A 26017-nucleotide genomic window follows, 5' to 3' on the forward strand; every position below is an offset into this window, starting at 1 on the left:
ACGTAGATTCAACTCAATAATCGCACTAAAATTGTATTACAAATAATCTACATATGTCGCTATAACTTGTAGATACAAAAAAACCCCGCAAAGCGGGGCTAATGTAGTGCCTGGGGGATATACCGTCTAATACGTGGGAGTATTACTAGACGTATTTTTGATTAAGCGTCTTTTTTCAACTGAGTGAAGTAGTCAAAAATAACGGGTACATCATTCGATGCAAGACCTGCATCTACTGCAGCTTGCAGGCTTCGTGATGTTCCTTCTGCGATAAGCGACTCGGTACCTAGATCCGATACCATTTCTAGGAAGTAACCTAAGTCTTTATTCGCATTTGCAATAGAGAAGCCTAGTTTCTCTTCACCATCCACTGCATAGAACTTACAGAACTGCATAAACGGAGAGTTTGAAGGACCTGCTGACATAATGTCAAACAGCTGTTGACCATCAACACCAGCTAGTTTAGCTACAGCAAACGCCTGTGACATGGTTGCAACTGTCGTCATACCCATAAAGTTGTTAACAAGCTTAGTGACGTGACCGGAGCCTAGCGCACCTAGGTGGAATACATTCTCACCCTGTTCATCAAGTACTGGTTTCACTTTGTTGAATGTGTCGATATCACCAGCGGCCATAATATTCAGCAAACCGTCTTTCGCGTGAGCTGGAGTACGACCAAGTGGTGCGTCAATCATGCCAGCACCGCGCGCTGCCAACTCTTCACCAATTTTGCGAGTAGAAGCTGGGATAGATGTACCGAAATCAATCAGAGTCGAACCTTCTTTGATACCTTCAAGGATACCTTCGTCGCCGTACACCACTTTCTCTACAACGGCAGACGTTGTTAGGCAAAGCATGACGATGTCACTATTTTCAGCAAGCTCTTTAGGCGTTTGAACAGCGTTAGCACCACGAGCAACACATGCTGCAACTGCTTCTTTGTTCAGATCCATTACATTGAGCTGAAAGCCGCGGTTTTGCAGGTTTTCAACCATATTTCCGCCCATCAGGCCTAGGCCGATGAAACCAATAACTGGTTTTGTCATGTGGCACTCCTAAAATACTATTGTATGACTATTTGTGCAAATTACTATATCCCGTCTATTTTGGTTTCGCAATTACCATCGACCACAAAAACACGATGAGACGCCTAGTTTGAGATATGACGCACATAAAATCAGAATTATGAACAAAAACAAAATCTAAGTTACTGATTTTAAAAAGGAGCACCCAAAAGCTTTCTATCATGCCCTAGGATTGACCAAAATAGCGTGACGCACCCCTTAGTTTAAAGCGTCATTTTGTATTACAATACCACTTTGACTCTTTCCATCCGTTTACACACCGTTACAGGTCAAGGTTTCTCGTGTCTTCTCAAAACTATATCCGTACCAATTTCACCATTGCGTGGCCTCTCGCTTTAAATGCATTGCTCATGCAATCCATGCTAATGATTGATATTTGGTTGGTATCCCCACTTGGCGAACGACCGCTTGCTGCGATGGGGATTGCAACAACGATCGTTGCCTTTATTTTGGGAATACAGATGGCGCTGGCTAACGGCTCTCAACTGGTGTTAAGCCGTGCGGTCGGCTCGGGAAGGCCTCAATCGTTATCGAGTGCGGTATCCTCAGGGATGCTGATTAACTTTGCGGTTGCTTTGCTTTTTTGGACTTTGCTCTCCCTGTTTGAAGCACCTCTGCTCGCTATAATCACCCAAGATTCTCAGCTGCAATCTGAGATAAGTGATTACGTAGGCATCTCGAAATACCTAGTGCTGTTTACCGCCATCACGCAAATTTTCATCGCACTTTTTAATAGTATGGGGCGAAGCAAGATTCCCTTTAAGGGCTATCTAATTGAATTGCCTATTAACGCGGCACTCTCGTATGTGTTGATCAATGGGATTTCAGGCTCTAGCGCGATCTCTTTTGAAGGGTTAGGAGTCAGTGGCGCTGCACTCGGTAGTGTCATTGCTATTACAATACGCATGATTTACCTCGGGTGGAACATACAGAAAGAACCAACATTTAGCGGCCACGGTACCTTATTTACGACCCCAACGAGAACCAACTTAAAGAAACACTTTATTGAGGTATTTCCTGTCGCTGCCAATGTGACCATCTTGTCGATCGGTGCGACGACCTATCAGCTGCTCTACTCTCAACTCAGTCTCCATTCTTATGTTGCTATTACTATCATTTTCCCGTGGATAAGAGCCGGTACCCAATTTATAACAGCTTGGGCGCACTCCACTGCCATCACCATTAGCCAGGCAATTGGCTCTCGAAAAACCGATGGAATGGCAAAAAACATCGATACCAGTATTGATGTCGCGGTCTGGGCTTCTTTTGCTTGCGCGATTTTCTTTGCTGGACTTCACTTTGCGCTGGCAGATATCTACCCAGACCTAGATCCCGCGACCTATGATGCGCTTTCGGTAATCGCTCCGCTATATATATTTCTTCCTCTGGTTCGCGGCTACAACACGGTACATGGTCATGTATTGCGAGCGCTTGGAAAAACTACGGCGGTGTTTAAAATCAACTTTACTGGTCAGTGGCTTATCTCGATTCCACTTTGTGCGTTTATTATCTTGGGGTTAGATGGTTCGATCTTTTGGGCGTTTGCCGTACAGCCGATAGAAGAAATTGTTAAGGCGCTGCCATTTCGAATGCTCGCTAGACGTTCGCTGGCCGAGTTTGATAGCGCGCAGATAGACAAGCTGATGTTTGATGAGTAGCAAATCTTTAAGACAGATCCACAAAAACCGCCGAGTATGACTCGGTGGTTTTCGTTTCTTCATCAATAAAATCGATACTAGATACGGATATAGCCCGATGTCTCTAGACCATCGCCCTCATGAATGATTTTGCCGTCGATGTTGATATGCTCAGGACATTCAAGTGCTTTACCCCACTTGAGTTCAAGTGGTTGTTCAGTACTGCCTTTATAGAGACAAGTTTTCACCTTTGTACTGACATAGTCGCGTATTACGACTTCTTTCTCGCCGACATAAGCCCCGTAAGTCAAATCCTCACTGCTCGCTGAAGAGAAAGAAGACATTGAAATCAAGCACACTGCCAGTACACATTGAGTTAACTTTTTCATCGTAACCGCCTCACCTTTAAATCTGTAGTGAATAGCCGAATACTCCATCACCCCGCCTGTTGCTGACAACTATATCGAAAGACAGTTTACCGATGAAAACAGACAGCATCAGGTTAACTGATACATTTCAGTAACTCGTTGATTCTTGATTAACCACGAAGACATAAATCACCTAACTATAGGAAAATCATATAGGTCACAATGAATGTCACTCAATCAACTTAATAACTCTCGTATAAATAATCCTACTAGCGATACACTCAGAAACGAAAAAGGTTGGCTCAATGCCAACCTTTTCTGATTTTTTCGCAGTCAATTATTCGTAATCAGACGCGTATGTTTCTTCATACGTGTGCGAGTAAAGTTCAAACAGGTTGCCAAACGGGTCTTCTAGGTAAACCATTTTCGCCGGCTTACTGTCATCTTCCGGGTGGTAACGCATGATATCCATACGTACTTTACCGCCAAACTCTTCAGTGCGAGCAATTGCACCTGCAAAATCGTCTGTTTGTAGACAGAAGTGGAAGATACCTAGGCGAGAGAAGTCCACTTCATGGCGTTCTTGACGCTCTTTCATTTCGAATAGTTCTACGCCGATGCCATCAGTCGTCACTAGATGCGCGATATTGAAGCCTTTAAAACCCTCACCGAATACTGCAATACACATTCTGCCAATCGCAGTTTCACGCTCTTCGATGACTTTTGTGTTGTTCATAACGATTTTTAGACCAAGCGCCTTAGTGTAAAACTCTACTGCTTTGTCCATGTTACCAACCATGATGCCTACGTGATTCATTTTCATATTCAGTTACCCTTAATTCGTATTGTTTGTGTCAGACCTTGTGTCGATGGGGAGAGTATATGGAAATCATTGAATTAAGTTAAATTATCATAAATTATTTTATTGATAATTTTTTGTTATAATTTCAGCTGGCACGCATCACCTTACAATTACGCCACTCAATTGAAATATTGATGTGATAAGGTGCCGCATCGATTTTCAAATAGAGCACTTACATGCTTTCTATTCCCCCTTACCTTGCACTTTCAATAGCCATTGGCCTTGAAGTTTTCGCTACTTCTTGGCTTCCTAAAACTGAGCAGTTTACCGCACTTGTTCCTACGCTCGCCGTGTTGATTGGTTACGGTTTGGCGTTTTACTTACTCGCGGTCGCAGTGCAAACCTTATCACTTGGTGTCGCCTACGCTATTTGGTGTGGAGCAGGTATTGTCTTGGTCGCCGGCTTTTCTTGGTTGGTTTACGGGCAAAAACTTGATCTCTACGCGATAGTAGGGATTGGCTTTATCCTAGTGGGCACGTTGATCATTAACATCTTCTCTTCCTCGGTAAGTCACTAACTCCTCTATTAATACGAAGGCTGGTTATTGTTAAGCAGCCCTTTCGCTAATCAAATCATGCCTTACTGAAACTTAAATCGAGCAATGATCTTACAATCACTGACCGCTTGCATGCTCTCGACATGTTTTGCCACTTGCGGATTTGGGTGTCGTTTTAAGAAGCTTACCAAGGCCGATTTGCAGCAACCAAGTGAAGAGATAAATCGGTCACAATTCACTTGATGACATTGAGGAATCAAGGTCATGATCTCTTCAGACGCCAACTGCAGATACTTGAGCTCGTAATCACTGTCACCTTGAGCACGCCAGAAGTCTGCAAGATTGTGACAAGACATGACTTTGATCGCTAGCAGATCTTCGAATTCATCCGAATCACTGATCGTCACGTCCATCTGTTTGGACTCAGAAAGCGCCGCTTGATAATGCGTCACGGCCGTCATTAGTTCACCTTGCTGATTCGCCTCATCGGCCAATAAGATGTGCTGCTCCCACTTTTCTGTATCCACAACATCATCTCCATCGTAATCAAAACCCATTAAATGATATTGATTATCATTTAATTTTCAACCCCATTATTCTTATGGTTTGCTGATTGATCAGTAAAACTAAAAAAAACAGCAGACCTTGCTATCGATAACAATTATCATTTTCAAACGTTATAATATAACAAAAGGATCGTATAATGAAGCCAAATATCCACCCTGATTACAGAAAAGTCGTTTTTCACGACACCACTGTAGACGAATATTTTATCGTAGGTTCTACGTTACAAACCGACCGTACGATTGAATGGAAAGATGGCAAGACCTACCCGTACATGACTATTGAGGTTTCATCAGAATCTCATCCGTTCTACACGGGCAAGCAGCGTGTTATTAGCAAAGAAGGTCGCGTAGCCAACTTTAACCGTCGATTTGGTGGCATTAAAACTAAGTCAGAAAGGCAGGTATCATGAAAGTTCTTAGTTCAATAAAAAGTGCAAAAAAACGTCATCCTGACTGCCAAGTCGTCAAGCGACGTGGCCGAATTTACGTTATTTGCAAATCGAACCCAAGATTTAAAGCGGTTCAAGGTAAGGCCGGTAAAAAACGTTAAAACGTGATACATGTAAAGAGTTTGTTAATACCACCTTGAGCAGTGCATCCGAATGAGATTAGACTTGAGTGGTAGATTCATGCAAGGAGGCACAATGGACGATTTACAGTTTTACTTGGTTAACGATTACTGCCCGCGTTGCAACTCAGTGACACCGCACGACGCATTCGAAGTAGACAATAAGCAGCACAAGGACGAAGCTCAAGTAGAGCAAGTGTGTGAAAAGTGCCAAGGTCTCGAACTTTAGTCCAAAATTTGATTCAAATAGAAAAACCGCCCTATCAAGGGCGGTTTTTCTATAGTTTCTACATCAATACTAAGATGACATGTGCCTATAATTGATGTTGCGCTTATCAAGGTATTCTAACTGAGCAGCGACTCTTGGCAAAAAACGTTGCCAAGACTTGTTCTCGCTGGCGGTCCATGCCACTTCCGCGACAGCGAACAACCTTGGATACAGCAAATACTCCAATTTGGCTCTATCTTTAACGAACTCCGTCCACACCAATGCTTGGGTACCAATGACTTGCTCACTGTTTTCAATACTGCCAGGTTCAAAATCGTAAGCCGTTTTAAGATCAATGGCGCCAGCCCAAAGCACCCCTGTCTCATTAATGTCCTTGTTCCATGCCATATCGAGATAGGTAGCCTGAGCAGGACACATAATGACTGGATATCCCGCTTGCGCTGCTTTTTGCCCTTCAGCTCCGTTTGACCATGCACAAACAGTTGCATTTTTGGTGATCTTATTGCCATGACTGGCTTCTTCCCACACGGAAATATTTCGGCCTTTCTGGGCTAGATATTGCTCTAAGTGAGAAATCAAATGCCCCTCTAGCAAGCGTACATCGTCCAGTCCCATTGCCTGCGCCTTGGCAATACACGCGGGAGATTTCTCCCATACGTGTTTCGGTACTTCATCGCCACCCAAGTGTATGACTTGGGATGGAAATAACTCGCATACTTCATCCAATATGGTTTCCAGCACTTGATAGGTGCCGGGCAATCCTGGATTGAGCACATTATCTTGGTATTGCTGAATGGAGACATACTCAGACTTGTCGTCAGCTTCGCGCAGCAAATTGGGTAACGCCATAATAAGAGCACGGGCATGACCTGGAATATCAATTTCAGGAATCACCGTGATTTCTCGTGCTTTTGCGTACTCAACAACCTCTTTGATCTGCTGCTTAGTAAAAAAGCCGCCGTATCGCTTTGATCCGGAGCCAAATTGAGAAGGCTGCAACTCTCCTTCGCCTCGCCAAGCACCCAGTTCCGTGAGTTCAGGGAAAGCGTCGATTTCTATGCGCCATGCTTCGTCGTCGGTGAGATGCCAATGGAACGTATTGAGCTTAAGCCACGCCATTTGGTCGATAACTGACTTCACAGTGTCGATGCCATGAAAGGAGCGCGCACAATCTAAAAACTGCCCACGGTGATGGTATTGCGGCGCGTCGATAATGGTAGCCGAGGTGACCACACCTTGACCTGTAACCAACAGCTGCGCCAACGTTACCGCGCCATAAAAGAACCCTGCCGATGTCGCCGCTTTGATCTGTATAGACTCACCGCCAATCGTCAACTCATAGCCTTCAGGTTTGATGTGCTCTGCACTTACCTTCAATAACGACAGCGTCGCATCACCTTCTGTTTTGACAAAGGTAACCTCAGGAAACTGATTTGAAAGCCAGTCGATGGCGTTGCTGGTTTCTGTCAGCTCTGCCTTGAAGGTCAACTGACTGGCTAATCGAAATTCACCCTCAGTAGCCTCAATAGACTGCGGCTGAGGAATAACACCAGAGCTTGCTGCGGGAAGCGTCAACACACGAAGATCTAAGTCTTCTGGCTGGCTCATCTTATGTGTCCCCATGTTAACATCGACTATTGTTTCTCCAAGTCGTAAATAGGGATGATTTGGGCGCTCAGAAAGATTAAACAAACCACAAGTTTGACTTTCGATGGTGGTCTGCCAGCGCTCACCTTTTCCTATCGCAGTATTCACCGGAGGTGCCATCTCAATGTGCGACCCAACCTGCGAGGTAACGTGTCCATTGAACACGGTTTGCTTGTCGATAAAGCGAGGCATATCAAAGCAAAGCACAAAATCTTTAAGTTCCGTGTCTGTGCTATTTTCTAGCACGATATTGAGCTTGAGCGAGCCATCTGCGCTGTTAAGCACATCAAAGTGTAATCTAGGTTTACTCACGACAAATCCTTCTTACTATATACGCGAACTAGCGTTGATTGCGGGGAGTGTAACTACCTAGCATATCAATTGCTCAAAACCCTGTGATGATACGCGCGCAGCAGAAATCCAAGAATGCGGCGCGCCTTAGATTATTGACTTGAAGAACCAGATAGCTATTGCCTATCTGTATGCTTTGACGTAAAGGCCCACTCACTCGTTGAGTCGATGGTTAATATGTAGAGCCCAAGGTCACATCCTATATCAGCTTGGTAATATCAACCTCATCAATTTGCTCATCTAGCATGTACTCTTCAGCGAATCTTAAATACACACCCGACGTTAAAAATAGCTCAAACAGCGATTTGTCCAAATGGTTGTCCTTTACCATATAGCTCATGATTTGCAGCGATTCCGACAATGACTTCGCTTTTTTATAAGGACGATCGGCACTGGTAAGCGCTTCAAACACGTCGGCAATAGCCATGACTCTCGCCGCCAACGGCATTTCATCCCCTTTTAGCCCCATTGGATAACCGGTTCCATCCATTTTTTCATGGTGACCACCTGCAATATTGGCAACATTTTGCATGTGCGCAGGGAACGGCAATGACTCAAGGATCTGAATCGTTTGGATAATGTGATCATAAATAATGAAGCGCTCTTCTTCCGTTAACGTTCCCCTCAGTGTGGCGAGGTTATATCTCTCTCCTTGGTTTGCTTTGTATTCTGTTGGTTTCATTGTAAAACGAGGATCATTGGATAGAGGGGAATCCCACGGGATTAAATGCTCAGGCCTATCCGATAGCAGCGTTTCTTGCTCTGGTAATCGCTCTTTCCCTCGATAGCGCTGCTTTTCAAGCCAAGAGATACCTAACTGCTTGCTGAGCGTTCTTGTCCAAGGCATCGAGCCGATTTGCTTCAATCTCGCTAATTCTTCATCACTGACAAATTCACCGCCAAGATTAAGCGATGCAATGAACTCAAAATCATCATCCAACTGTTTGTGAATCTTATCCAATTCTTGCATTGCTTGTTCGCTAAGGTCTACGCCATGCGCTTTGAGCAACGCAATTTCACGATCACGTTTAATGACCTCGAAACGGGTTCTGATTTCATGAATACGATCATAAATAGTCTCAAGTTTGGTCGATTTGTCGACAACGTGCTCAGGTGTAGTGATTTTGCCACAGTCGTGCAGCCAACCTGCCATTTTGAGCTCTTGCCACTCTTTTTCACTCAGGTGGAAGTCCTTAAAAGGCGGCAATGACGAGTCGTGTGCGGCTTGGGTTAACCACTCAGTTAAGATCGGTACACGCTGGCAGTGGTTTCCTGTATATGGGGATTTTTTATCAAGAGAGCCTGCGAACACTTTAATAAAGGAATTTAACAGTGCCCGCTGCGACTCGAGCATTTGCTGGGTTTCGATAGCAACAGACACATAACCAAGCAACGTTTGCAAGTAGTCGGCATGTTGTCGATACATTTCGTCCGCCCCGCCCTGTTCAAAGATCAAACCCAGTGAACCAATCACCATCCCTTCCCGATTTTGAAGCGGAATGTATATCACCTCACAGCGATCGTTAATGGGTTGTTTTGCTCTCAAATGAGTAAGCTCATTGAAAAGGAATGCTTGAGTCTTTTTATGGTTAAAAATGTGCTCAATAAATCCAGTCACATCCTTCACCGAAATAGGCTCTGCATGAATATTCTCGGTTTGCTTAGACTGAGCGACATGAGGAACAAGGTGGTCACCTTTGGAGTTCAGCAGATACAGCAATACCCCGTCGGCAGACACAGACGCAGCAGTATTACTGCAGACCAGCTCAAGCATAGTGTTTAGATCTTTCTGGCGAGCAATGCCATCTGTCAGGGTAATAAACCGCGAGATAGTGCCCTGCGTCGACACTTGAGCATGATTCAGTTCCTGTATCTCTTTAATGTAACTGTGTGGCAGAGGCGCATTGTCAAACTGGAAGTTTTCAATCGCTTTGGCTTTCGCCGTTGCTCTTACTATCGGCTTAGAGATAAGCCTTGAGACTAAATAGATACAAGGCAACGTAATTAGAAATACCAGCACTGACGCATAAAACGTTTGTCGCTTAATCAACTCCCCTTCATCGAATATCGATGAGGCCTTGGTCGCCATCAGTAGATGGATGTGCTCACTATCGAGCGGTTGAATCGTTACGATTTGCCCAAACCAGTCCTCCCCTTGAAAGGAAAAGCGGCCTAATGTCTCGCCACCGTTTTTACGCTCGATGGCATGAGGAACGATGTCTTTATTGATTTCAGAGATGTGCAGGACTCGACTATCTTGCTGGTTGCGATCTCCGCTTGAAAACGCATAAACCGCACCATCATCGTTGTATAACACTCTAATAGACGTGTCATTGGCTAGGGTATCTCGCAGGGTATCTCCCAAGTCTTCAAGCAATACATCCACCGACACTCGCATTCCAAACGTATTGATTCGAGAAATAACGATTCCCATGCTGGTTGAGTGTGCAAGTTTAGTCGGCTTTGAAATGCGGTTAGTATTCGGCGAGATGTCCGTTGTTTCTTGAGAATTAGTATAAAAATGAACACTATCCAACTCAATTCGTTCAACGAGGTTAATGTTGTTGTCGAACGTGTAAGCTTCGCCCACTCCACGAATTTTGTGTGTAATAAGGTATTGAGAATCAGGGTGGGTAACTGGAATATCAGGGGAGAGCGCGTCGTTTATCCTTTTGACAATGATGCTATCGCCATCTTCAAACTCAAATGCGTAAGTTTGAACATGTTCAAACTGTGATAGTAAGTGCACGACTTCTGGCAGGACTCTTAACCTGTCAGAACCTGTCGATGTATTTAACCCGTGGCTGTTCGAGAAACTACCCAGCGCTGCGAATGCCGTACCATAGTGGCTGTTTAGCTGGTGTTTAGTTTGCTCGGCAATCCGCTCAAAGATTTTACCATTGGCCTTATAGATTACCTCTGACATCGCTTGATTGGTTAGCACGATTTGACTGCCAGCCGCGAGGACGACGACAAATATAATGATAGTGACAATATGAACATGAATTGGAAACGACCTGTTGGAGACTTTCATTTCATTCCCTGTCTATGGCTATCTCTTGTATAAAAATAGGACTTTTCTCAAGATAGCGATAAAAAGAATCCTCACAATGAGGCTTTACTCGATACTTTTACTGTCCCCGAATCTCATATCTACATAGTGCTTTCTCTTAAACCCATCTTTTCCTCGGTTACTATTTGAAAGTTGGCAGTTTCTGTCCGAATCTTAATTCATATGGATCATAAGTGGGTTGCGTATGGAGACGACACTTTCGGCTGGCGTATCGGGTATAAGAAAAGTTCTTATACCCTCAATATTGATCAACATTCTTTCCCTTGCCGTGCCATTAACGGTTCTGCAGATCTATGATCGTATTATTCCCAATCAAAGCTATGGAACCGCAACGCTGCTTCTCTTGGGGGCAACACTGGCGGTATTACTTGATGCTTTGCTGCGTTATGTTCGAAGTTGGGTCTTGGCCGCGGAGTCCGCCAACATGGAAAAAGCGCGCTATGCTTCGGCGGTTCGAGTGCTCGCCAGTGCACCTACGGCGGAAATCAAACAGTTAAAAGTTGGCGGCGTACAAAATGGCCTAGAGTCGATCTCAAAAATCAAAGATATCTACTCTGGCGGTCTGTTATCTGGACTCATAGATATTCCTTTTGCATTGCTGTTCCTGTTTTTAATTTACTATGTCGGCGGAGCGCTGGTTCTAGTGCCTGTTGTCGTGTGGACGGTGACGTTTTCAATTGTGTGGCTGTCTGGTAAACGGGCAAAAAATCGCAGCCAAAAGCACGCTGAACTCGACGACTTAAGAGCAGGATTCTTAGTCAAACTCTCTCGTAACCTACTCGGTATCAAACGTCAGGCAAGCGAATACCGTACCTTCTCAACATTCAAAAAGCTGAATCAAAAGTATCGTCTCATTACGGCAGACGACGAAAGAAAGAATGCGTTTGCTCAAGAATGTATTTATCTCGCATCACTTGGTACGTCAGTGGTTCTAGTGATCGCTGGTGCATCACATGTTTTGTCTGGAGAAATGACAACCGGTGGCTTAGCAGCCTGTTCAATACTCGCAGGGAGAGCGGTAGCACCACTGACTGCACTGACCAATCTCAATATTCGCTACGCAAATATGCAAACATCGATTCAGAGCGTACGGGAACTACTCACTCTCTCTGCACAAAAAGAAAGCCTTCCTGCTAGCATTGAGTCTTTGCGCCAAATTACCTATCGCGATATCGAGTTCGACCGCTACGGAAAAACTTATTCCATCAGCCACGAGCTGGCCTGTGGTCGCATCGCCCTTGTTAAACACCGCAATAACGAAGTGTCTGGACAAGCGCTGGCAGCGATGGCTGGGGTTAATACCATTGCAGGCGGAGAGGTGTTGATCGACGACTTAACGGTAGCTCCACATTCAATGGCATCGATAACCTCTTATGTCAGTGCCCGAGGCTCTATTTTACAAGGCTCCATTTTGGATAACTTGTGTGGCTTCAACCCCGAGCTTTCTGAGAAAGCCCTGTCATACAGTAAACAGCTAGGCTTGTACGACGTGTTAACACAACTGCCAGATGGTCTTGAAACTAAACTGGCGCAATTGCCAACGATCCCACTCAGCCACAGTAGTATGCGTTTGATTAATCTCTGTTTCCAATTGGCGAAACCGACTCCGCTGCTGTTTATCGATAAACCAGAAATCGATCTGGACATCGACACTTGGCCTAAATTAGCTGCGGTTCTGGAAAATGAAGCTAGCTCTGGACGATGTATTGCTTTGGTTACTCATAATCCCCTATTTAAGCAATTGACGAGCGACGTCATCAGTGTTTCTGAGGTAAGTGCAGGCGAGCGAGGTGAGTCAAATGAATAACTTCGAAACCGCCGCACTCAAATCACTCAGGCTTTTAGACGTGAACAGCAACATTGATGTGTTTGCAAATCAATGGGTAGAAGAAAATGGTTTAACGGATCTGCAGGATTACTTAAGCATGCTCGATCGCCTTAACGTACCCTATCGGATCATTAGCCAAGATATGGTATTAACTCAATACGATTACAAAGTGTCTGTGCACGTTTCCGACTCCGGATTGACAGCCTACAAGCGTAGCGATGCCATAGAGCAAGACCTGACCCGCAATGCTTATATCGTTCTTTTAGAAGACACTCCCCCAGATAAACCAGATCCTAACTGGCTCGGCAGCCGCCTCGACGCATTTCGACATATCATCCCCAAGGTTGCACTTGCAAGCTTGGTCGCTAATTTGTTTGCGCTGGCCATCCCTTTCATCACCATGTCCATTTACGACCATGTTATTGGTGGCGATGCGCCTCATGAGTTATCTGGTATCGCTATTGGCGCCACGCTTTTATTTGCTCTGCTTTGGCTACTGCGAGTGATACGAAGTCAAACTTTAGCGACAGTAGCGAATCGCATCAGTCGCGAGATATCAGACGCACTGGTTAAAAAGCTGCTCACGGAGAGCTATCAAGTCACTAGAAACACCGCACAACAAACCCAAGTCAATCAGCTGAATTTCTCACAGCGAATTGCAGGTGTGCTATCAGGGCCACTCGGCAACACACTTTTTGATATACCCTTTGTTTTGGTGTTTTTAGTGGCGATTGCTGCACTAGGTGGTTGGTTGGTTGTGGTGCCAATCGTCGCTTTGTGTTTGTACTATCTGGTGGCGAAGCGCTCAATCAAACATTCCGCAGTGAGAGCTAATCAGTCCACTATCGCTGGAGCTAACCGTCAAACTTTGATCGCTGAGCTATCAGGGCAACTCGGGTTTATGCGCAGTAGTCAAATGATAGTTGGGTGGCTCTCCAAATTTGATAAAGCTAATCACCTCGCTTCAACCAACAGCTTTAAACAGTCTTTGCACCAAGCCAAATACACCTCCATTTATTATGCGATTGGCATTTTGTCGACCATCTCCGTGATTGGTCTGGGAATTGAGCTCATCTTTACCAACGTCATGTCCGCCGGTGGCTTGATCGCGACCATGATGTTGATTTCAAGAATTACCGGGCCAGCACAAACACTGGCCAACAACGCCTTTCGTCTCCAGCAACTCAAACAAACCGAGCTGCAGATTAATCGCAAACTGGCCATGAATACAGAGGAAAGCTACCGCTACCATCACCACACGCTTGACCAGTCGCCACCGCAAATAGAGCTCGATCAAGTAACGCTGCGCTATGCAAAACAAGCGAAACCGGCACTGAGTGGGGTCTCTGCCGTCATTGAACCGGGAGAGATTGTCGCCATCACTGGTCCATCAAATAGCGGTAAGACCAGCCTCATCGACACCATCGCCAGTTTTCAGTCGGTACAAAATGGTGTGGTCAACATTAACGGCATAAACCTCAACCAATACGCTCCGCATCTCTATCGACATTGGCTGTTCTACAAAGCGGCTCATCCACAGATTTTGCTCACCAGCATCAGAGACTGGTTTTCTGACAATCAAGACATAGAAGATCAACAAATCATCTCCGCCATCGAACGAGCCGGAGGGAAAGAGTGGTTGGCTTCATTAGAGAATGGGCTCGATAGCAACTTAGCCGATCTATGGCCAGCCAGCATGTACGACTTATTATCACGGTTTGAAGCTCGAATGCTCATTACCGCAAAAGCACTGGCTACCCATTATCCGCTTTACCTTCTCGACAACCCGCTTCAGGACTCGGCGCCAAACTCCGTTGAACTATTTAGCGACTTTTTAAATGAAAAGCGCGGCCGTTCGACAATCCTCTTCAGCACACAAGACGCCGAGTTGATTAAGCTCGCCGATAAGGTGCTGGTGCTGAATCAAGGAGCCGTGGCCTATTTCGGCGCTTTGGATAATCAAGATTCACAGCAGGAGTCACAACCTATGGAGATCGTTGCTAATGAGTAAGGAATATTACGCTGAGGCGATAGAATCAAAGCAAACTCGTCGACTCTTATCCGTTATTACGTCGGCGATTGCACTGTCTGTGATCGCCTTCATTTCCTGGTCTGCCTTCACCAAGGTCGATGAAATTGCTAAGGCGCAAGGCACCGTCATCCCTGAAGGTGAAAGGCAGATCATACAAAGTGATATTGGCGGAAAATTGAAAACGATTTCGGTGTCAGAAGGGGATCTCGTCGAGCAAGGACAAGTACTGGTTGAGTTTGATGCTACTTTCCAAACAACGGCGCTAGAAGAGCTCAGAGCTCAACAAGCGTCACTCAACTTAACCATTGAGCGCCTTAGCTCACTGATTGATGAAAGAGAACCCAACTTCTCAGACTATGAACAAGAATTCCCAGAGTTGGTCGCTCAGCAAAAAGCGCAGAGAAGCGCGCAGGTCGCTCTCTACTATCAAAAGCGTATCGTTTTAGAAAAAGAAGCCGAGCAAATCGCTGAACAGCTGCGAAGTACTGATAACGCTCTGCCTGCCTATGAGCGCGAGCTTCAAGCCTCACAACAAGAACTGACCATACTCCAAAGAGGACAAAAAAGCGGCAACATCTCACGCTTGCGAGTGCTAGAGATGCAACAAAAAGTGGCGTCAATTGAGCAGCAAATAGAAGAGACTCGAGGTAAGAAAGCGCTGCTATTGAAACAAGCCGACTCTAATGATGAGAAGATCTCACAGCTTTTAGCGGAGGCAAAAGTAGAAGTGGCAGATCAACGCTCCAAAGCCGCATCAGAGCTCTCTGCTTTAGAGGCCAGAGTTCGCTCGGGAGAAGCAAAACTGTCGAATACGGTATTGACCTCGCCTGTACAAGGGCTAGTTCAAAGCATTCCTAGCACTAAAGCGGGGGCAGTTATTCAACCTGGAGGCACTGTGGTAGAAATCGTTCCCATTGGTGGCAAAGCGGACTTTAAAGCCAAGCTATCACCACGTGATATTGGTTTTGTAGATGAAGGTCAACCTGCACGAGTCAAGGTCGATGCTTTTGATTATAGTCGATTTGGAGCGCTGCGCGGCGTGGTCGAGTCCATCTCCCCTACGACCACCAAGGATGAGAAAGGCAACATCTTCTACGAAGTCACGGTCTCTGTGGAAAAACCCTACTTTAGAGATGACCCGGAGCGCTTTGCGATCTTGCCGGGTATGACAGGTGAAGTCGACATCACCACTGGTGAGAAGACCGTATTCCAATATCTTTGGAAACCGATCTATACCAATGTAAGCCGAGCCTTTGGCGAGCGATAACTGAATCTTCTCTAATACTCTTCGTCGTTAATTAAACAAACGCCCTTGTTTAGCAAGGGCGTTTTTAGATTAGCGCGTTGGATCATCTGGCATTGTGGGGTCGTCTAAATCGTGATGATGACTCTCGGAGTCCTGCAAATGCTCCATGCCGGAGTGCTCATCATGATGGGAAACATCACTGTGATGATCAATAGGGGATTCCTGAGCGGACGCTTCATTTAGAACAATATCAATGTCATCAGGTAGATCAGAACCGGTGGTATCTGTGTGGCTATCCTGATGCTCAATCCCTAACCGCTGCAAATAATTGCTCGCGCCGATATGTTTCGGGGATGTGCTATCTTCATCTATGTGTTTCGCAGATATACCAAGTTCAGCCATGATCGTGAGTTCTTGGTGACTCTCAACGGTAGAGCTTAAGTCAGGCTCATCATACGCCACACTTGGGGGTGGAGGTGGCGGCGGTGGGTTATGAGATAATATCGGCGTTACCGTCATATCTAATACCTCTGTACCCAACGTCAACTTCCCACTATGCCCTGGTCCGTGACTCAAAATGCTAACTTGCACGTGCAATACCACATCATCATGATGTGAGCCTTGTAGAGCAATCTGAAAATGGTCTTCATGAACCCCAACATTCTGCGCAGAGCCGTGAGGGCCAGTATGAACATTCGCATGTTCTTGGTAGCTCAAATGACCTGTTTTCGGATCGATACTTAGTGTGCCCCATTGGCTGGTATAGGATGTTTGATAATGTCCACCGACCAATATTTTCCAGCCTTGCTGTGAGCTAGGGATCGGTGTTTGCGATGGCATTAGCGTCGGCACGCCAAGGTTCGCACTGATATGATGACTACCGCTTGGCGCTATCACTACGATAGGTTCTGGTTTTGCCCCAGCAGAAACATTCAATGCCGAACTCACATTACCGTGCTCATCTGTCATCACTGCTTTCACTACGGTATTTGGCGCAACTTCCAACTGAATACCGTGTTGAATGGCGTTAGCATCCAAAACATGATCGACGCCATTGATGTTTAAGTGCTCTCCAACCTTAGCATCTGACGCAGCATGAACCGTTGCTGTAACTGTCCCGGCCGCTCCTCTGGCTATCTCCGCTTTACTGTACAGATGGTCTGAACCCGCGCTCTCAAAGCTGATAGTAGGACTTGCTACCGTCATATCAACATCAATTTGATGATCGACCGATGCTGTTCCTACGTTGCCAGCAAGATCAGAGCTCGTAATACTCGCGTGAACAGTTGTTGTCTGGGCTAACTCAACTCCAGGAACGTCAACATGATAATGGTGGGAAGCATCGACGATCCCAGAATAGGAATGGCCACCTACCTTCAAGGTGACGACATCGCCTTGCTGAGCATCACCTGACACCGCCCCTGTAATCGTGACGACGCCTTGAGACTCATGCGCATTTATAACATCATCCGTTGCGATAGTGTCGACAGTCAACGCTGGTCTCGGAGGTTGAATGTCTATCGTGACAGGAAGCAGACTCGATACGGCAGGCACTAGATCAGAGGGCGCCAGCGCTCTTGCTGAAAGATTGTGAACACCGTTTGTCAGAGCAGTTGTGGATATTTGGTAGTTACCCTGTGCATCCGAATATCCACTACCCACTGCATTAGGGCCATCATAAAGCTTCACTTCAGAAAACGGGATATCCGTATGCCCGGCAATGGTTGGTGTCGTTTGGTTAGTCACATTATCGGTATGTGACTGTCCTGAGTCGCTTGCGGTCACCAGATCTATAGAAACACGATTCGCAGGTTGAGAGACGCTGCTTCCATGACTAGGCATAGCAGTGGTCACCGTCGGCAAACCTGTGACATGTACACTGATTCCTGGGCGCTGGCCTTGGATTGTAGGCGCAGTCATGTTGCCATTTAAATCAAAGGTCATATAACGCGTTGAAGTTGCGCCTGCCCCATCAGTAACAGTAACTTCAAATGTATCCTTAGCTGTGTACTGATTTGCGCTTGAGTGATACTGCATCCCTAATAGTTGGCCGCTTGGCACATATTTGTAGTCACCTGTATCTGGGTCTAACGTTAATTGACCAAAACGACCCGTCGAAGAAGCGACAGAATAGTGATGGACATCCCCAATGTCTGGATCTGTATTGGTCAACTGCCCGGTTATCGGTGTCACCGGTGTTATGTGAAGAATAGGCGCATCATTGATCGCGTTCACATCGATGCTCATGGATGCGCTTGTCGAATCCTGATGCCCGTCATTGGCACGGAACTCAAAATGCGCATAATTAGCGCCGCTCTGATTTTGTATTGGCGTGAAGGTTAAATGACCCGCGTCTAAGTCTGCTTTAGAAATTTGTTGATTGGTAGTGACAGCCACACCATTCAAGGTTAACAAACCGTGGGAAGGTAACTGAGTAATCGTAATGTAGTTTAGCGCATCATGATCCGCATCTTGGTAGCCAAATTCTGCTGCGGTGAAAATATGACTTTGGTCTTCATCGCTTGTAACCGTTTGTGGTGTCACCGTTGGTGCATGTTGAGCTGGCGGCTTAACCTCTATGGATAGCGTATTTTGCGAGGAATCATTAACTGGGGTACCGCCATCGTCTCCGACTCGATACACCATGTTGGCTACTTTCCCGGTGAAGCCCGCTTCAGGAGTAAAGATGTAGTGACCATTAGCTTCAATAGCCAGTGTGCCAACTCCCGCTATGGCATGAGGATGACCAGGAGTTACAGTCACGTAGCTCCCCGACACAGGATCCTTTATCTGTATATCTTGAAGAACAAGGTGAGCATTTGAGTCTGAATCTGTCGCCGCTGACGCCGTGCCTTGTGAGGTTCCTGCACCCGAGATGAGATTACCCTCAATTGGACCGGTACTTTGAACGCCCGAATCAGTGAAACTATGTATCGTGGGTCTGTCCGTTGATCCACTAATCGTCACTGTAATAGAATGTTTGGTGCCGTCTTGGGAGGTAATCTCAATACTGTCAGTAAGAGTTTGTCCATTATCCAAGTCTTGAATCGGTGTACTCTTGTTGTCTGCTATATAAACCCACGTCCCACGACTAGTGATGTCGAAATGACCATAGGTTCCATCCTGGGATAATTTCTGTTGCCCCTTAAGATCTAATGCAGCTTCGCCATGGCCATCAACGTCAGAAACAATCAGGTGTCCATGGCAAACAAGGGCATCAGTAATGGTTGCTGACCCCGTGGTACGCACGTTGTGGTGAATATTTGTATCTTCATCTATGCTGCCAGAGTCACCCGTAAATGTTGCCGCATCATTAACGGCAGACAGGTTCATTGTGGCGGACGTCGATACTGAAGCACCATGTTCATCTTTAACGTCATAAATAAACTGTACCTGCCCGTAATAGTTCTTCTCTGGGGTAAAACTAAAAGTTCCATCTAAGTTATCGACCACCTGCCCATGATCAACACTTAAGTTGTGCACACTCAATAGACTGTGGTCATCAACATCACTGGCATGGGCGAGTAAATCCGCCGCGTTCAATGTGACTGCCGTGTCTTCTGTGCCTTGAGATAAGCTCACCGCGGAAGTAATGACAGGCGCGTCGTTGGTACCGTGCACGGTGACCGTAATAGTTTGCTGAGCCGTGCCATCAATCGATTCAACCGTAAAGGTTTTCTGGTAGCTTTTCCCGTCACCTAAATGCTGTAGTTTGGCATTGTCTATTGTGTACTGCCATCCGCCGCGAACATTAACAGAAAAGTGCCCACCTTCTGGTGTATCAAAACTCTGTGTAACAAATCCCGCTTGACCATGATCGGGATCTACCACATGCAAGCTACCACCGCTCCAGACTTGATTTGGCGTACTTCCCGGTGCAAGGTTGTCTTCATAAGCATGATTATCTAATGACGAATATTGCCCCACGACTATACGAGCTTGATCATCTTCACCAATGACTTTAACGATGATGTTAAGCCTTTGGCCATCACTGGTTCTTACCTGATAGGGGATCTCCATCGACTCCCCTTTATGTAAACTATCAATTCTGTCATCAGCGTGGCGATTCAGTGCTGACTCTAAGCGGAAATGATAACTACCGTCAGGCCAGATAGTGAAATAGCCCGGCGCATAACCTTGTCCCATGTATCTTCCGCTGAATGCGAATTGAGTATGATCACCCGTATCAGGGTCAGTAAGTTGCAAGTTGCCATGATAAATCTTTGTTTTACTTAATAAGGCTTCAGATTCCGTCATCTGAATAACATTGGATGTCAACACTGCTTTGTCATCGGTACCTTCAACCGTTAAGGTCGCAGATTGTGGTGTTTGCCCTCCATGCCCATCATCAACAAGGTAACTCACGACAACTTGCTGTGTCTGGCCTACGGCGAGATGCTGAAAGCTCGAGTGAGTCGCATCAATAATCACAGAATGTCCATCTGCACCTAAAGTCAAACCGTCAGGCAAACTAGCCGCTGCGGTAGCACCATCGACTGAATATCTAATTTGGGACACAGACAATGCATCCCCTTCTTTATCTGTTGCGCCTGCCAAGAGATCAACCGCGTGATGATTGGTTGAATCCTCTTTGACCCGATCAGTAATGGGCTGAACATCAGGGCTGTCATTGACTGCAGCTAGGGTAGTATTTGCTCCTGTATGTGTCTTTCCTCCGTGAGCGTCCACCACATCGTAGTTAAAGTGAACCTGACCGTTGTAATCTCTGTCTGGTGTGAAGGTATAGGTGCCATCTTGGTTATCTAGAATTGAGCCATGATCAGCAATAAGATTAGTGATGGTAAGCAGACCTTGATCGTTATGATCAACATCGACACTGTTGGCGAGCAGTTCTGCTTGAGTAATGACTTGTGGGAGATCTTCTTTGCCTGTTTTGAGCTGCACCTCTCCAGAAACATAAGGGGCATCGTTATCCCCATGAATGGTGATAACAATATCGTGGGTGGTACCATCTTTGGTTTGAACAGTAATGGTGTCTGTGAGCGTTTCACCAAAACCTAACTTATCTATGGTTGTTCCCACAGTGGTGCTCGCACCCTGCCTTAGCCAATCCGTCTGGCCTGCTGCGACTTTATAGTCCCAATGGCCGTCCTCGCGAAGCAGGAGATGTCCATACTGACCGTGATAAGAAAAGACCCCGCTTTTTATATCAAATTTCGCTTCACCCGAATCAGGATCGGTAACCAACAACTGACCGCTTGTCATCAATCCATCATGACTTATTTTAGACATACCCGGCTGTGCGAAGTCAGGTGACATATCCTGACCTGCTTGGTTTTCACGCACATCTCCCGTGTCCACACCTGATACCGTAGCCGCATCATTTGAACCTGTTATCACTATCTCAAGGTTTTGCGTCGAGCTTGCTCCATGTTCGTCGGTAACCGTAACCGGAATGGTAAGCGTCTGAGTCTGACCTTTTGCTAGGTGGTCGTAGCTCGCATTGGTCGGATCAAACGTGTAGCTACCGTCAGTATTGAAAGTTAACCCGTCCACAGACTGGGCAATGGAATAAGCTAATGTCGCACCATGGTCGATATCACTTCCCTGCATCTGGCCATTGAGCAATGAGCCGTCCTCGTTCACGGTTTGGGTTTGCGCCGCAAGAGTCGGTGTATCGTTGGTGCCCACGATATCAACAGTAATCACATGAATGTCACCACCAAGAGTTTGCACCCGATACTGAACATGAACAGTTTCACCTTGTGCTAAATGCTGCAGGTTTGCGTTCGGAACGCTATAGGTCCACCCTCCCGCTTTACCTATTGATAAACTGCCACCATAAGGGTCGCTAATCGCGCGAGCATTCAAAGTTTGATGGAAACCGCTCTGACCGACATCAGGATCTTTTGCATCTAGAACACCGCCAGTAAATACCGTGTGTCTCGCGTCGCCTTGCACGTGAAGATCTTCTGTCACTGAGCCAGTACTTTGACCAGTAATGATTGCCGCATCATCCGTGCCCTCAACAAGTATTTCCACTTTCTGAGTTGCGCGGGAACCATCACTAGAAATAGCGACGATGTTGAATGCCTCAGCCTTACCATCACCACTTCTTAGTGAGTCAACTTTTGAAGCATCCAAGTCATAGTGCCAATGTCCAGAACGATCGACATAAAAGGTTCCGTAACTGCCTGCTTGAGATGACGCAGAGCCAGCTAATTCAAAAGAGACTTGATCGTCCTTATCAAGATCGTGCGCCTGCAGCATCCCAACAACCGTCGTTTTGATATCTTCGACCACTGTCCCTATTGCCGCTGTTAGCGCATCTGGAGTGTCAATAATGACATGATCGTCTTGACCTTGAATGGTCGCTGTTACCGGTATTCGGGTACCATCTTTTGTGATGAGCACCATGCTGTCCTGAAGCTGCTGCCCAGTTTTCAGTCCTTGAATTTCAGAACTCGTGTTGTCGGCGGTGTAACTCCATTTGTTATGACCATCGGTGCTGTGTGTCGTTGAGAAATAGCCATGGTTTGCAGTCAGACTCATGGCAAAATCTGCTGGTACCGCGTGTTGGACACCATTAACTTCAATAAACGCAATCTCTGTTTCCGAAGCGCCGTCAACATCGGTAACATCCAAGTTTGTCCAGCCCGACCATAGCTGTGAAGCTGTGCCAGATCGTAAGTGATCTTCAGTCACCGAGCCTGAATCTTGCCCTGCAGCCAGTACACCTGCGTCATTAACTGATGCGAGATCCAATGACGCACCTGTTGGCGTTGAACCGCCATGCGTATCATTGATGTCGTAACTGAAATGTACTTTGCCGTGATAGTTCAGTTCGGGTGTGTAAGTATAGGTGCCGTCGTGGTTGTCACGGATAGAACCATGGTCAGCGAGTAAGTTGGCGACCGTCAACAATCCTGCATCGTTGCTGTCGACATCAACCGCATTTGCTAACAATTCTGTTTTCGTGAAGGTTTGGCTTATGTCTTCTTTACCAGACTGCAAGGCCACTTGCGATGACACATATGGCGCATCATTATCGCCATGTATTGTGATTACAATGTCATGAGTTGTGCCATCTTTAGAATGCACGGTGACAGTATCAGTGAGTGTTTCGCCTTGACCCAACTGGTCTATTGTCGAGCCAACGGTAGTTTTGGTGGAGCCTAGGTGCCAATCGTGAGTACCCGCAGCTACGGCATACTCCCAATGCCCATCTGGACGAAGCAGTAGATGCCCATATTGACCGCTGTATGAATACACCTGGCCATTGGGATCAAACACGCTTTCACCAGAATCTGGATCCACAATCGTCAGTTGGCCGCTCATAGTCAGAGAGTCTTGACCAATGACCCCCATACCTGGCTGTGCATAGTCAGGAGACTTATCCTGCCCTGCCTGATTCTCATGTACATCCCCTGTATCTACACCACCAATAACCGCAGTGTCTCCTGTACCTTGAAGATTAATTGTCAGGTTTTGCGTCGAACTTGCACCATGCTCATCAGTTCCAGTAACTGGAATGGTGATGACCTTATGCTCACCGTCTTTGAGCTGTTGATAGCTAGTATGAGAAGGGTCAAACGAGTAGCTGCCATCGGCGTTAAATATCAGCCCATCAATAGCGTGAGCTATCGAATATGTGAGCGTCGCACCATGGTCAATATCTCGGCCTTGCATCTGTCCATTAAGACTGTTGCCATCCTCTGTCACTGACTGTGTTTGTGCGCTGAGGGTTGGCGCATCATTAGTGCCATGTATATTTACTTCAATCGTAAACGTGGTGCCATCTTTCGCTCGAACCACGCATTGATCGGTAAGCACTTCACCTTGGCCTAATGATTGAACTTGGGGCTGATGGTCTCGGATCGTGTAGGTATAGTGGCCATCTCGCATCAACAAAATATGACCGCCAAGCTTGGTATCATAGCCTATGCCGGTATAGGTTTGCGGACCATAGTTAATATCAAACATCGCTTCTCCTTGGTCAGGATCAACGATGTCGAGTTTGCCTTCAAAGTGAAGCTTGTCATGGGTATCAATGTAGCCTCTGTCTTCTGTCACGCCAGCCAAATGATGGTCGGTCGATGCGTAGCTTATTTGTGCGTTATCTGAGACCGGTTTGAGCGCGGCGCTCACTGAAGTAGCGACGCTTCCACCATGTCCGTCATGGACTTCGTAGTTAAAACGTACTGATCCGTTATAGTTGAGTTCTGGGGTAAATGTGAACGAGCCATTGTGATTATCTGTAATGGTTCCAGCGGAAGAACCATCTGTCTTGAGCGCGACAAGACTGGCTACTGATAGATGTCCAGCATCGTTAGCATCAACATCCGATGCATTGGCAAGCAAGGCGGCGCTGCTGATGATATAGGGCTTATCCTCATTGCCTGGCGGTAATGTCACGGTCGTAGAGACTTCTGGATCGTCATTGGTACCGTGCACCGTTACTGTAATAACTTTTTGCGCAGAACCATCTTTTGATTCAACGGTAAATTGCTCTTGGAAGCTTTCTCCCTTACCCAACTGCTGAATCGCAGACAAGCTGTTGTCAATGTGATACTGCCACATGCCCGTTTCTGTAACCGTGAAGTGGCCTCCGTGGCTCGACACCAACGTTTGAGGCTTCAATTGATCGTCATCATGGTCAGGGTCGATAGCCTTAACGAGACCAGTTGCAAATAGCTCAGTTGGGTATGCCGGAGACGTCATCGAGTCTTCGTGTAAGTGATTATCTATCGTGCCGTAATTAACAACAATCTGAGCGCTATCTTCTTCACCATGAATCGTCACGGCGACGGGTTTTGTTTGCCCATCGGCGGTCTTCACATTGAAGGTTTCAGTGATACTCTCACCTGGCTTCAATGCGGCAACCGTTTTTTGAGCATTGACAGTGCCAGCATAATTGCCTTGAAGGAAGTAATTGTAATGCCCATCAGCACGCAGGGCGAGTGCACCCAATCTAGAGCTTGATTGATAGATCATATCGACGAACTGAGGATTATCTGTAGTGTCGATATCCGTCAGTTGAAGTGTCCCTTTGATAGAAGTACCGTGATAGGTGTGCTCGGCAGCGGCTTCACCGATATTTATCGAACTCGAAGCCAGCTGTGCTTTGTCATCGGTACCGACAATTTTTACAGTGACACTTTGAGGTTTTGACGCTCCATGACTATCCGTGACTTGGTAACTCAACTCAAATGTAGCAACCTCGCCTTTCGCAAGATTCTGGAATGTAGAGCTGGAAGGGTCGACCTGCAAATGACCATTAACGATACCAAAGCCATCAGGAAGCCTCTCTATATGTCCATTTACCTTAACTTGGAACAAGCTGCCAACGCTTAGCGCATCACCATCCACATCTTGAGCATGAGATAACAAGTTAATGTCAAGATGCTGTGACTGATCTTCATGGAACTGCGCACTTATTGGCGTCACCGTCGGCTTATCATTAGTACCTTCAATAACGAAAGACAGCTCTTTTTGATCTTTTCCACCCGCAGTATCAGTCACAATAACTGTGGTTTTCACGGTTTGCGTATCGCCAACCGCCAAATGCTGATAGGAAGCATGACTTGGGTCGAAGGTGTAACCACCATCTGAGTTGAATGTTAGGCCATCAATTGGATTCGAAGTGGTGTAAGTCAGCAAGTCTTGATCAACATCGGTTGTCACCATTTGACCGTGGAAGACCGCGCCATCTTCTTTCACTGATTGTGATTGGCCAGACATCACTGGCAAATCATTGGTGCCTGTGATGGTGAACTTGAGAAGTTCTCGATGCGAGCCGCCCGCCGTATCGGTCACTGTCACCATAGTGGTGACGACTTGGGTGTCACCTTTTGATAAGTGTTGATACGACGCATGGCTTGGATCGAACGTGTAACTGCCATCAGGATTGAACGTCAGCCCATCAATCGGATTTGAGGTGCTGTAAGTCAGTAAATCGTGGTCAACATCTGTTGCCACCATTTGGCCGTGGAAGACCGCGCCATCTTCTTTCACTGATTGCGACTGCCCTGCCATCACTGGCAAGTCATTGGTGCCTGTAATCGTGA

15 protein-coding genes are annotated in these 26017 nt (G+C 46.3%); 8 read left to right on the forward strand and 7 right to left on the reverse strand.

Going from position 1 to position 26017, the window contains the following annotated elements; genetic code table 11:
- Positions 1-161: 161 nt before the first annotated feature.
- Positions 162-1046, reverse strand: a complete 885-nt coding sequence (locus L4C42_RS21630; RefSeq protein WP_353499851.1) for an NAD(P)-dependent oxidoreductase — start codon at positions 1044-1046, stop codon at positions 162-164.
- A gap of 356 nt (positions 1047-1402) precedes the next feature.
- On the opposite strand from L4C42_RS21630, the gene L4C42_RS21635 reads away from it, so the two are divergent.
- On the forward strand, positions 1403-2743 hold the full coding sequence (locus L4C42_RS21635) for an MATE family efflux transporter (RefSeq protein WP_353500159.1): 1341 nt from the start codon (positions 1403-1405) through the stop codon (positions 2741-2743).
- Positions 2744-2820: 77 nt separating this feature from the next.
- On the opposite strand, the gene L4C42_RS21640 is transcribed toward L4C42_RS21635, so the two are convergent.
- Together L4C42_RS21640 and L4C42_RS21645 are read right to left on the reverse strand one after the other, a co-directional pair.
- Positions 2821-3111 carry a hypothetical protein gene (locus L4C42_RS21640; RefSeq protein WP_353499852.1) on the reverse strand — a complete coding sequence of 97 codons (291 nt, stop codon included), beginning with the start codon at positions 3109-3111 and terminating at the stop codon, positions 2821-2823.
- 316 nt (positions 3112-3427) lie between these two features.
- Complete coding sequence (locus L4C42_RS21645; protein ID WP_353499853.1) at positions 3428-3913, reverse strand: VOC family protein; 486 nt, start codon at positions 3911-3913, stop codon at positions 3428-3430.
- A 215-nt stretch (positions 3914-4128) separates the two neighbouring features.
- Here L4C42_RS21645 and L4C42_RS21650 point away from each other — a divergent pair, with 215 nt between their 5' ends.
- Positions 4129-4470 carry a DMT family transporter gene (locus L4C42_RS21650; RefSeq protein WP_353499854.1) on the forward strand — a complete coding sequence of 114 codons (342 nt, stop codon included), beginning with the start codon at positions 4129-4131 and terminating at the stop codon, positions 4468-4470.
- A 62-nt stretch (positions 4471-4532) separates the two neighbouring features.
- On the opposite strand, the gene L4C42_RS21655 is transcribed toward L4C42_RS21650, so the two are convergent.
- The gene (locus tag L4C42_RS21655; RefSeq protein ID WP_353499855.1) at positions 4533-4976 is read right to left on the reverse strand and encodes a DUF2753 family protein; all 444 of its coding nucleotides are present in this window, start codon (positions 4974-4976) and stop codon (positions 4533-4535) included.
- A gap of 176 nt (positions 4977-5152) precedes the next feature.
- Here L4C42_RS21655 and L4C42_RS21660 point away from each other — a divergent pair, with 176 nt between their 5' ends.
- The 3 genes from L4C42_RS21660 to L4C42_RS21670 all read left to right on the forward strand — a co-directional run bounded on the left by L4C42_RS21660 (position 5153) and on the right by L4C42_RS21670 (position 5812).
- Positions 5153-5425, forward strand: coding sequence for a type B 50S ribosomal protein L31 (locus L4C42_RS21660; RefSeq protein WP_353499856.1), 273 nt, complete (start codon positions 5153-5155; stop codon positions 5423-5425).
- Positions 5422-5565, forward strand: coding sequence for a type B 50S ribosomal protein L36 (gene ykgO / locus L4C42_RS21665; RefSeq protein ID WP_418642771.1), 144 nt, complete (start codon positions 5422-5424; stop codon positions 5563-5565). Before L4C42_RS21660 ends, ykgO begins: the two co-directional genes overlap by 4 nt.
- 94 nt (positions 5566-5659) lie before the next feature.
- A complete protein-coding gene (locus L4C42_RS21670; protein WP_353499857.1) occupies positions 5660-5812 on the forward strand; it encodes a hypothetical protein in 153 nt (50 codons plus the stop codon).
- Between the two features lie 69 nt (positions 5813-5881).
- Here L4C42_RS21670 and L4C42_RS21675 read toward each other — a convergent pair whose 3' ends face one another.
- Positions 5882-7771, reverse strand: coding sequence for a beta-N-acetylhexosaminidase (locus L4C42_RS21675; protein ID WP_353499858.1), 1890 nt, complete (start codon positions 7769-7771; stop codon positions 5882-5884).
- Positions 7772-8009: 238 nt separating this feature from the next.
- Positions 8010-10844, reverse strand: a complete 2835-nt coding sequence (locus L4C42_RS21680) for an HD domain-containing phosphohydrolase (RefSeq protein WP_429761732.1) — start codon at positions 10842-10844, stop codon at positions 8010-8012.
- A gap of 223 nt (positions 10845-11067) precedes the next feature.
- Between L4C42_RS21680 and L4C42_RS21685 the strand changes: the two genes are divergently transcribed.
- The 3 genes from L4C42_RS21685 to L4C42_RS21695 are packed head-to-tail and all read left to right on the forward strand — an operon-like array spanning position 11068 to position 16010.
- Positions 11068-12690, forward strand: coding sequence for an ABC transporter transmembrane domain-containing protein (locus L4C42_RS21685; protein ID WP_429761733.1), 1623 nt, complete (start codon positions 11068-11070; stop codon positions 12688-12690).
- On the forward strand, positions 12683-14722 hold the full coding sequence (locus tag L4C42_RS21690; protein WP_429761734.1) for an ABC transporter transmembrane domain-containing protein: 2040 nt from the start codon (positions 12683-12685) through the stop codon (positions 14720-14722). Before L4C42_RS21685 ends, L4C42_RS21690 begins: the two co-directional genes overlap by 8 nt.
- A complete protein-coding gene (locus L4C42_RS21695) occupies positions 14715-16010 on the forward strand; it encodes an HlyD family type I secretion periplasmic adaptor subunit (protein WP_353499862.1) in 1296 nt (431 codons plus the stop codon). Before L4C42_RS21690 ends, L4C42_RS21695 begins: the two co-directional genes overlap by 8 nt.
- Before the next feature lie 69 nt (positions 16011-16079).
- Here L4C42_RS21695 and L4C42_RS21700 read toward each other — a convergent pair whose 3' ends face one another.
- Positions 16080-25988 carry a VCBS domain-containing protein gene (locus L4C42_RS21700; protein ID WP_489686900.1) on the reverse strand — a complete coding sequence of 3303 codons (9909 nt, stop codon included), beginning with the start codon at positions 25986-25988 and terminating at the stop codon, positions 16080-16082.
- Between the last annotated feature and the right edge of the window lie 29 nt (positions 25989-26017).

The sequence above is a fragment of the Vibrio wakamikoensis genome, from assembly GCF_050337275.1.
Lineage (GTDB): Bacteria > Pseudomonadota > Gammaproteobacteria > Enterobacterales > Vibrionaceae > Vibrio > Vibrio chaetopteri.

Coding starts and splice junctions, on each gene's coding strand:
- L4C42_RS21680 (WP_429761732.1), bottom strand. CDS start 10,844: ATGAAAGTCTCCAACAGGTCGTTTCCAATTCATGTTCATATTGTCACT.
- L4C42_RS21650 (WP_353499854.1), top strand. CDS start 4,129: ATGCTTTCTATTCCCCCTTACCTTGCACTTTCAATAGCCATTGGCCTT.
- L4C42_RS21645 (WP_353499853.1), bottom strand. CDS start 3,913: ATGAAAATGAATCACGTAGGCATCATGGTTGGTAACATGGACAAAGCA.
- L4C42_RS21660 (WP_353499856.1), top strand. CDS start 5,153: ATGAAGCCAAATATCCACCCTGATTACAGAAAAGTCGTTTTTCACGAC.
- L4C42_RS21695 (WP_353499862.1), top strand. CDS start 14,715: ATGAGTAAGGAATATTACGCTGAGGCGATAGAATCAAAGCAAACTCGT.
- L4C42_RS21640 (WP_353499852.1), bottom strand. CDS start 3,111: ATGAAAAAGTTAACTCAATGTGTACTGGCAGTGTGCTTGATTTCAATG.
- L4C42_RS21690 (WP_429761734.1), top strand. CDS start 12,683: ATGAATAACTTCGAAACCGCCGCACTCAAATCACTCAGGCTTTTAGAC.
- L4C42_RS21630 (WP_353499851.1), bottom strand. CDS start 1,046: ATGACAAAACCAGTTATTGGTTTCATCGGCCTAGGCCTGATGGGCGGA.
- ykgO (WP_418642771.1), top strand. CDS start 5,422: ATGAAAGTTCTTAGTTCAATAAAAAGTGCAAAAAAACGTCATCCTGAC.
- L4C42_RS21685 (WP_429761733.1), top strand. CDS start 11,068: ATGGAGACGACACTTTCGGCTGGCGTATCGGGTATAAGAAAAGTTCTT.
- L4C42_RS21670 (WP_353499857.1), top strand. CDS start 5,660: ATGGACGATTTACAGTTTTACTTGGTTAACGATTACTGCCCGCGTTGC.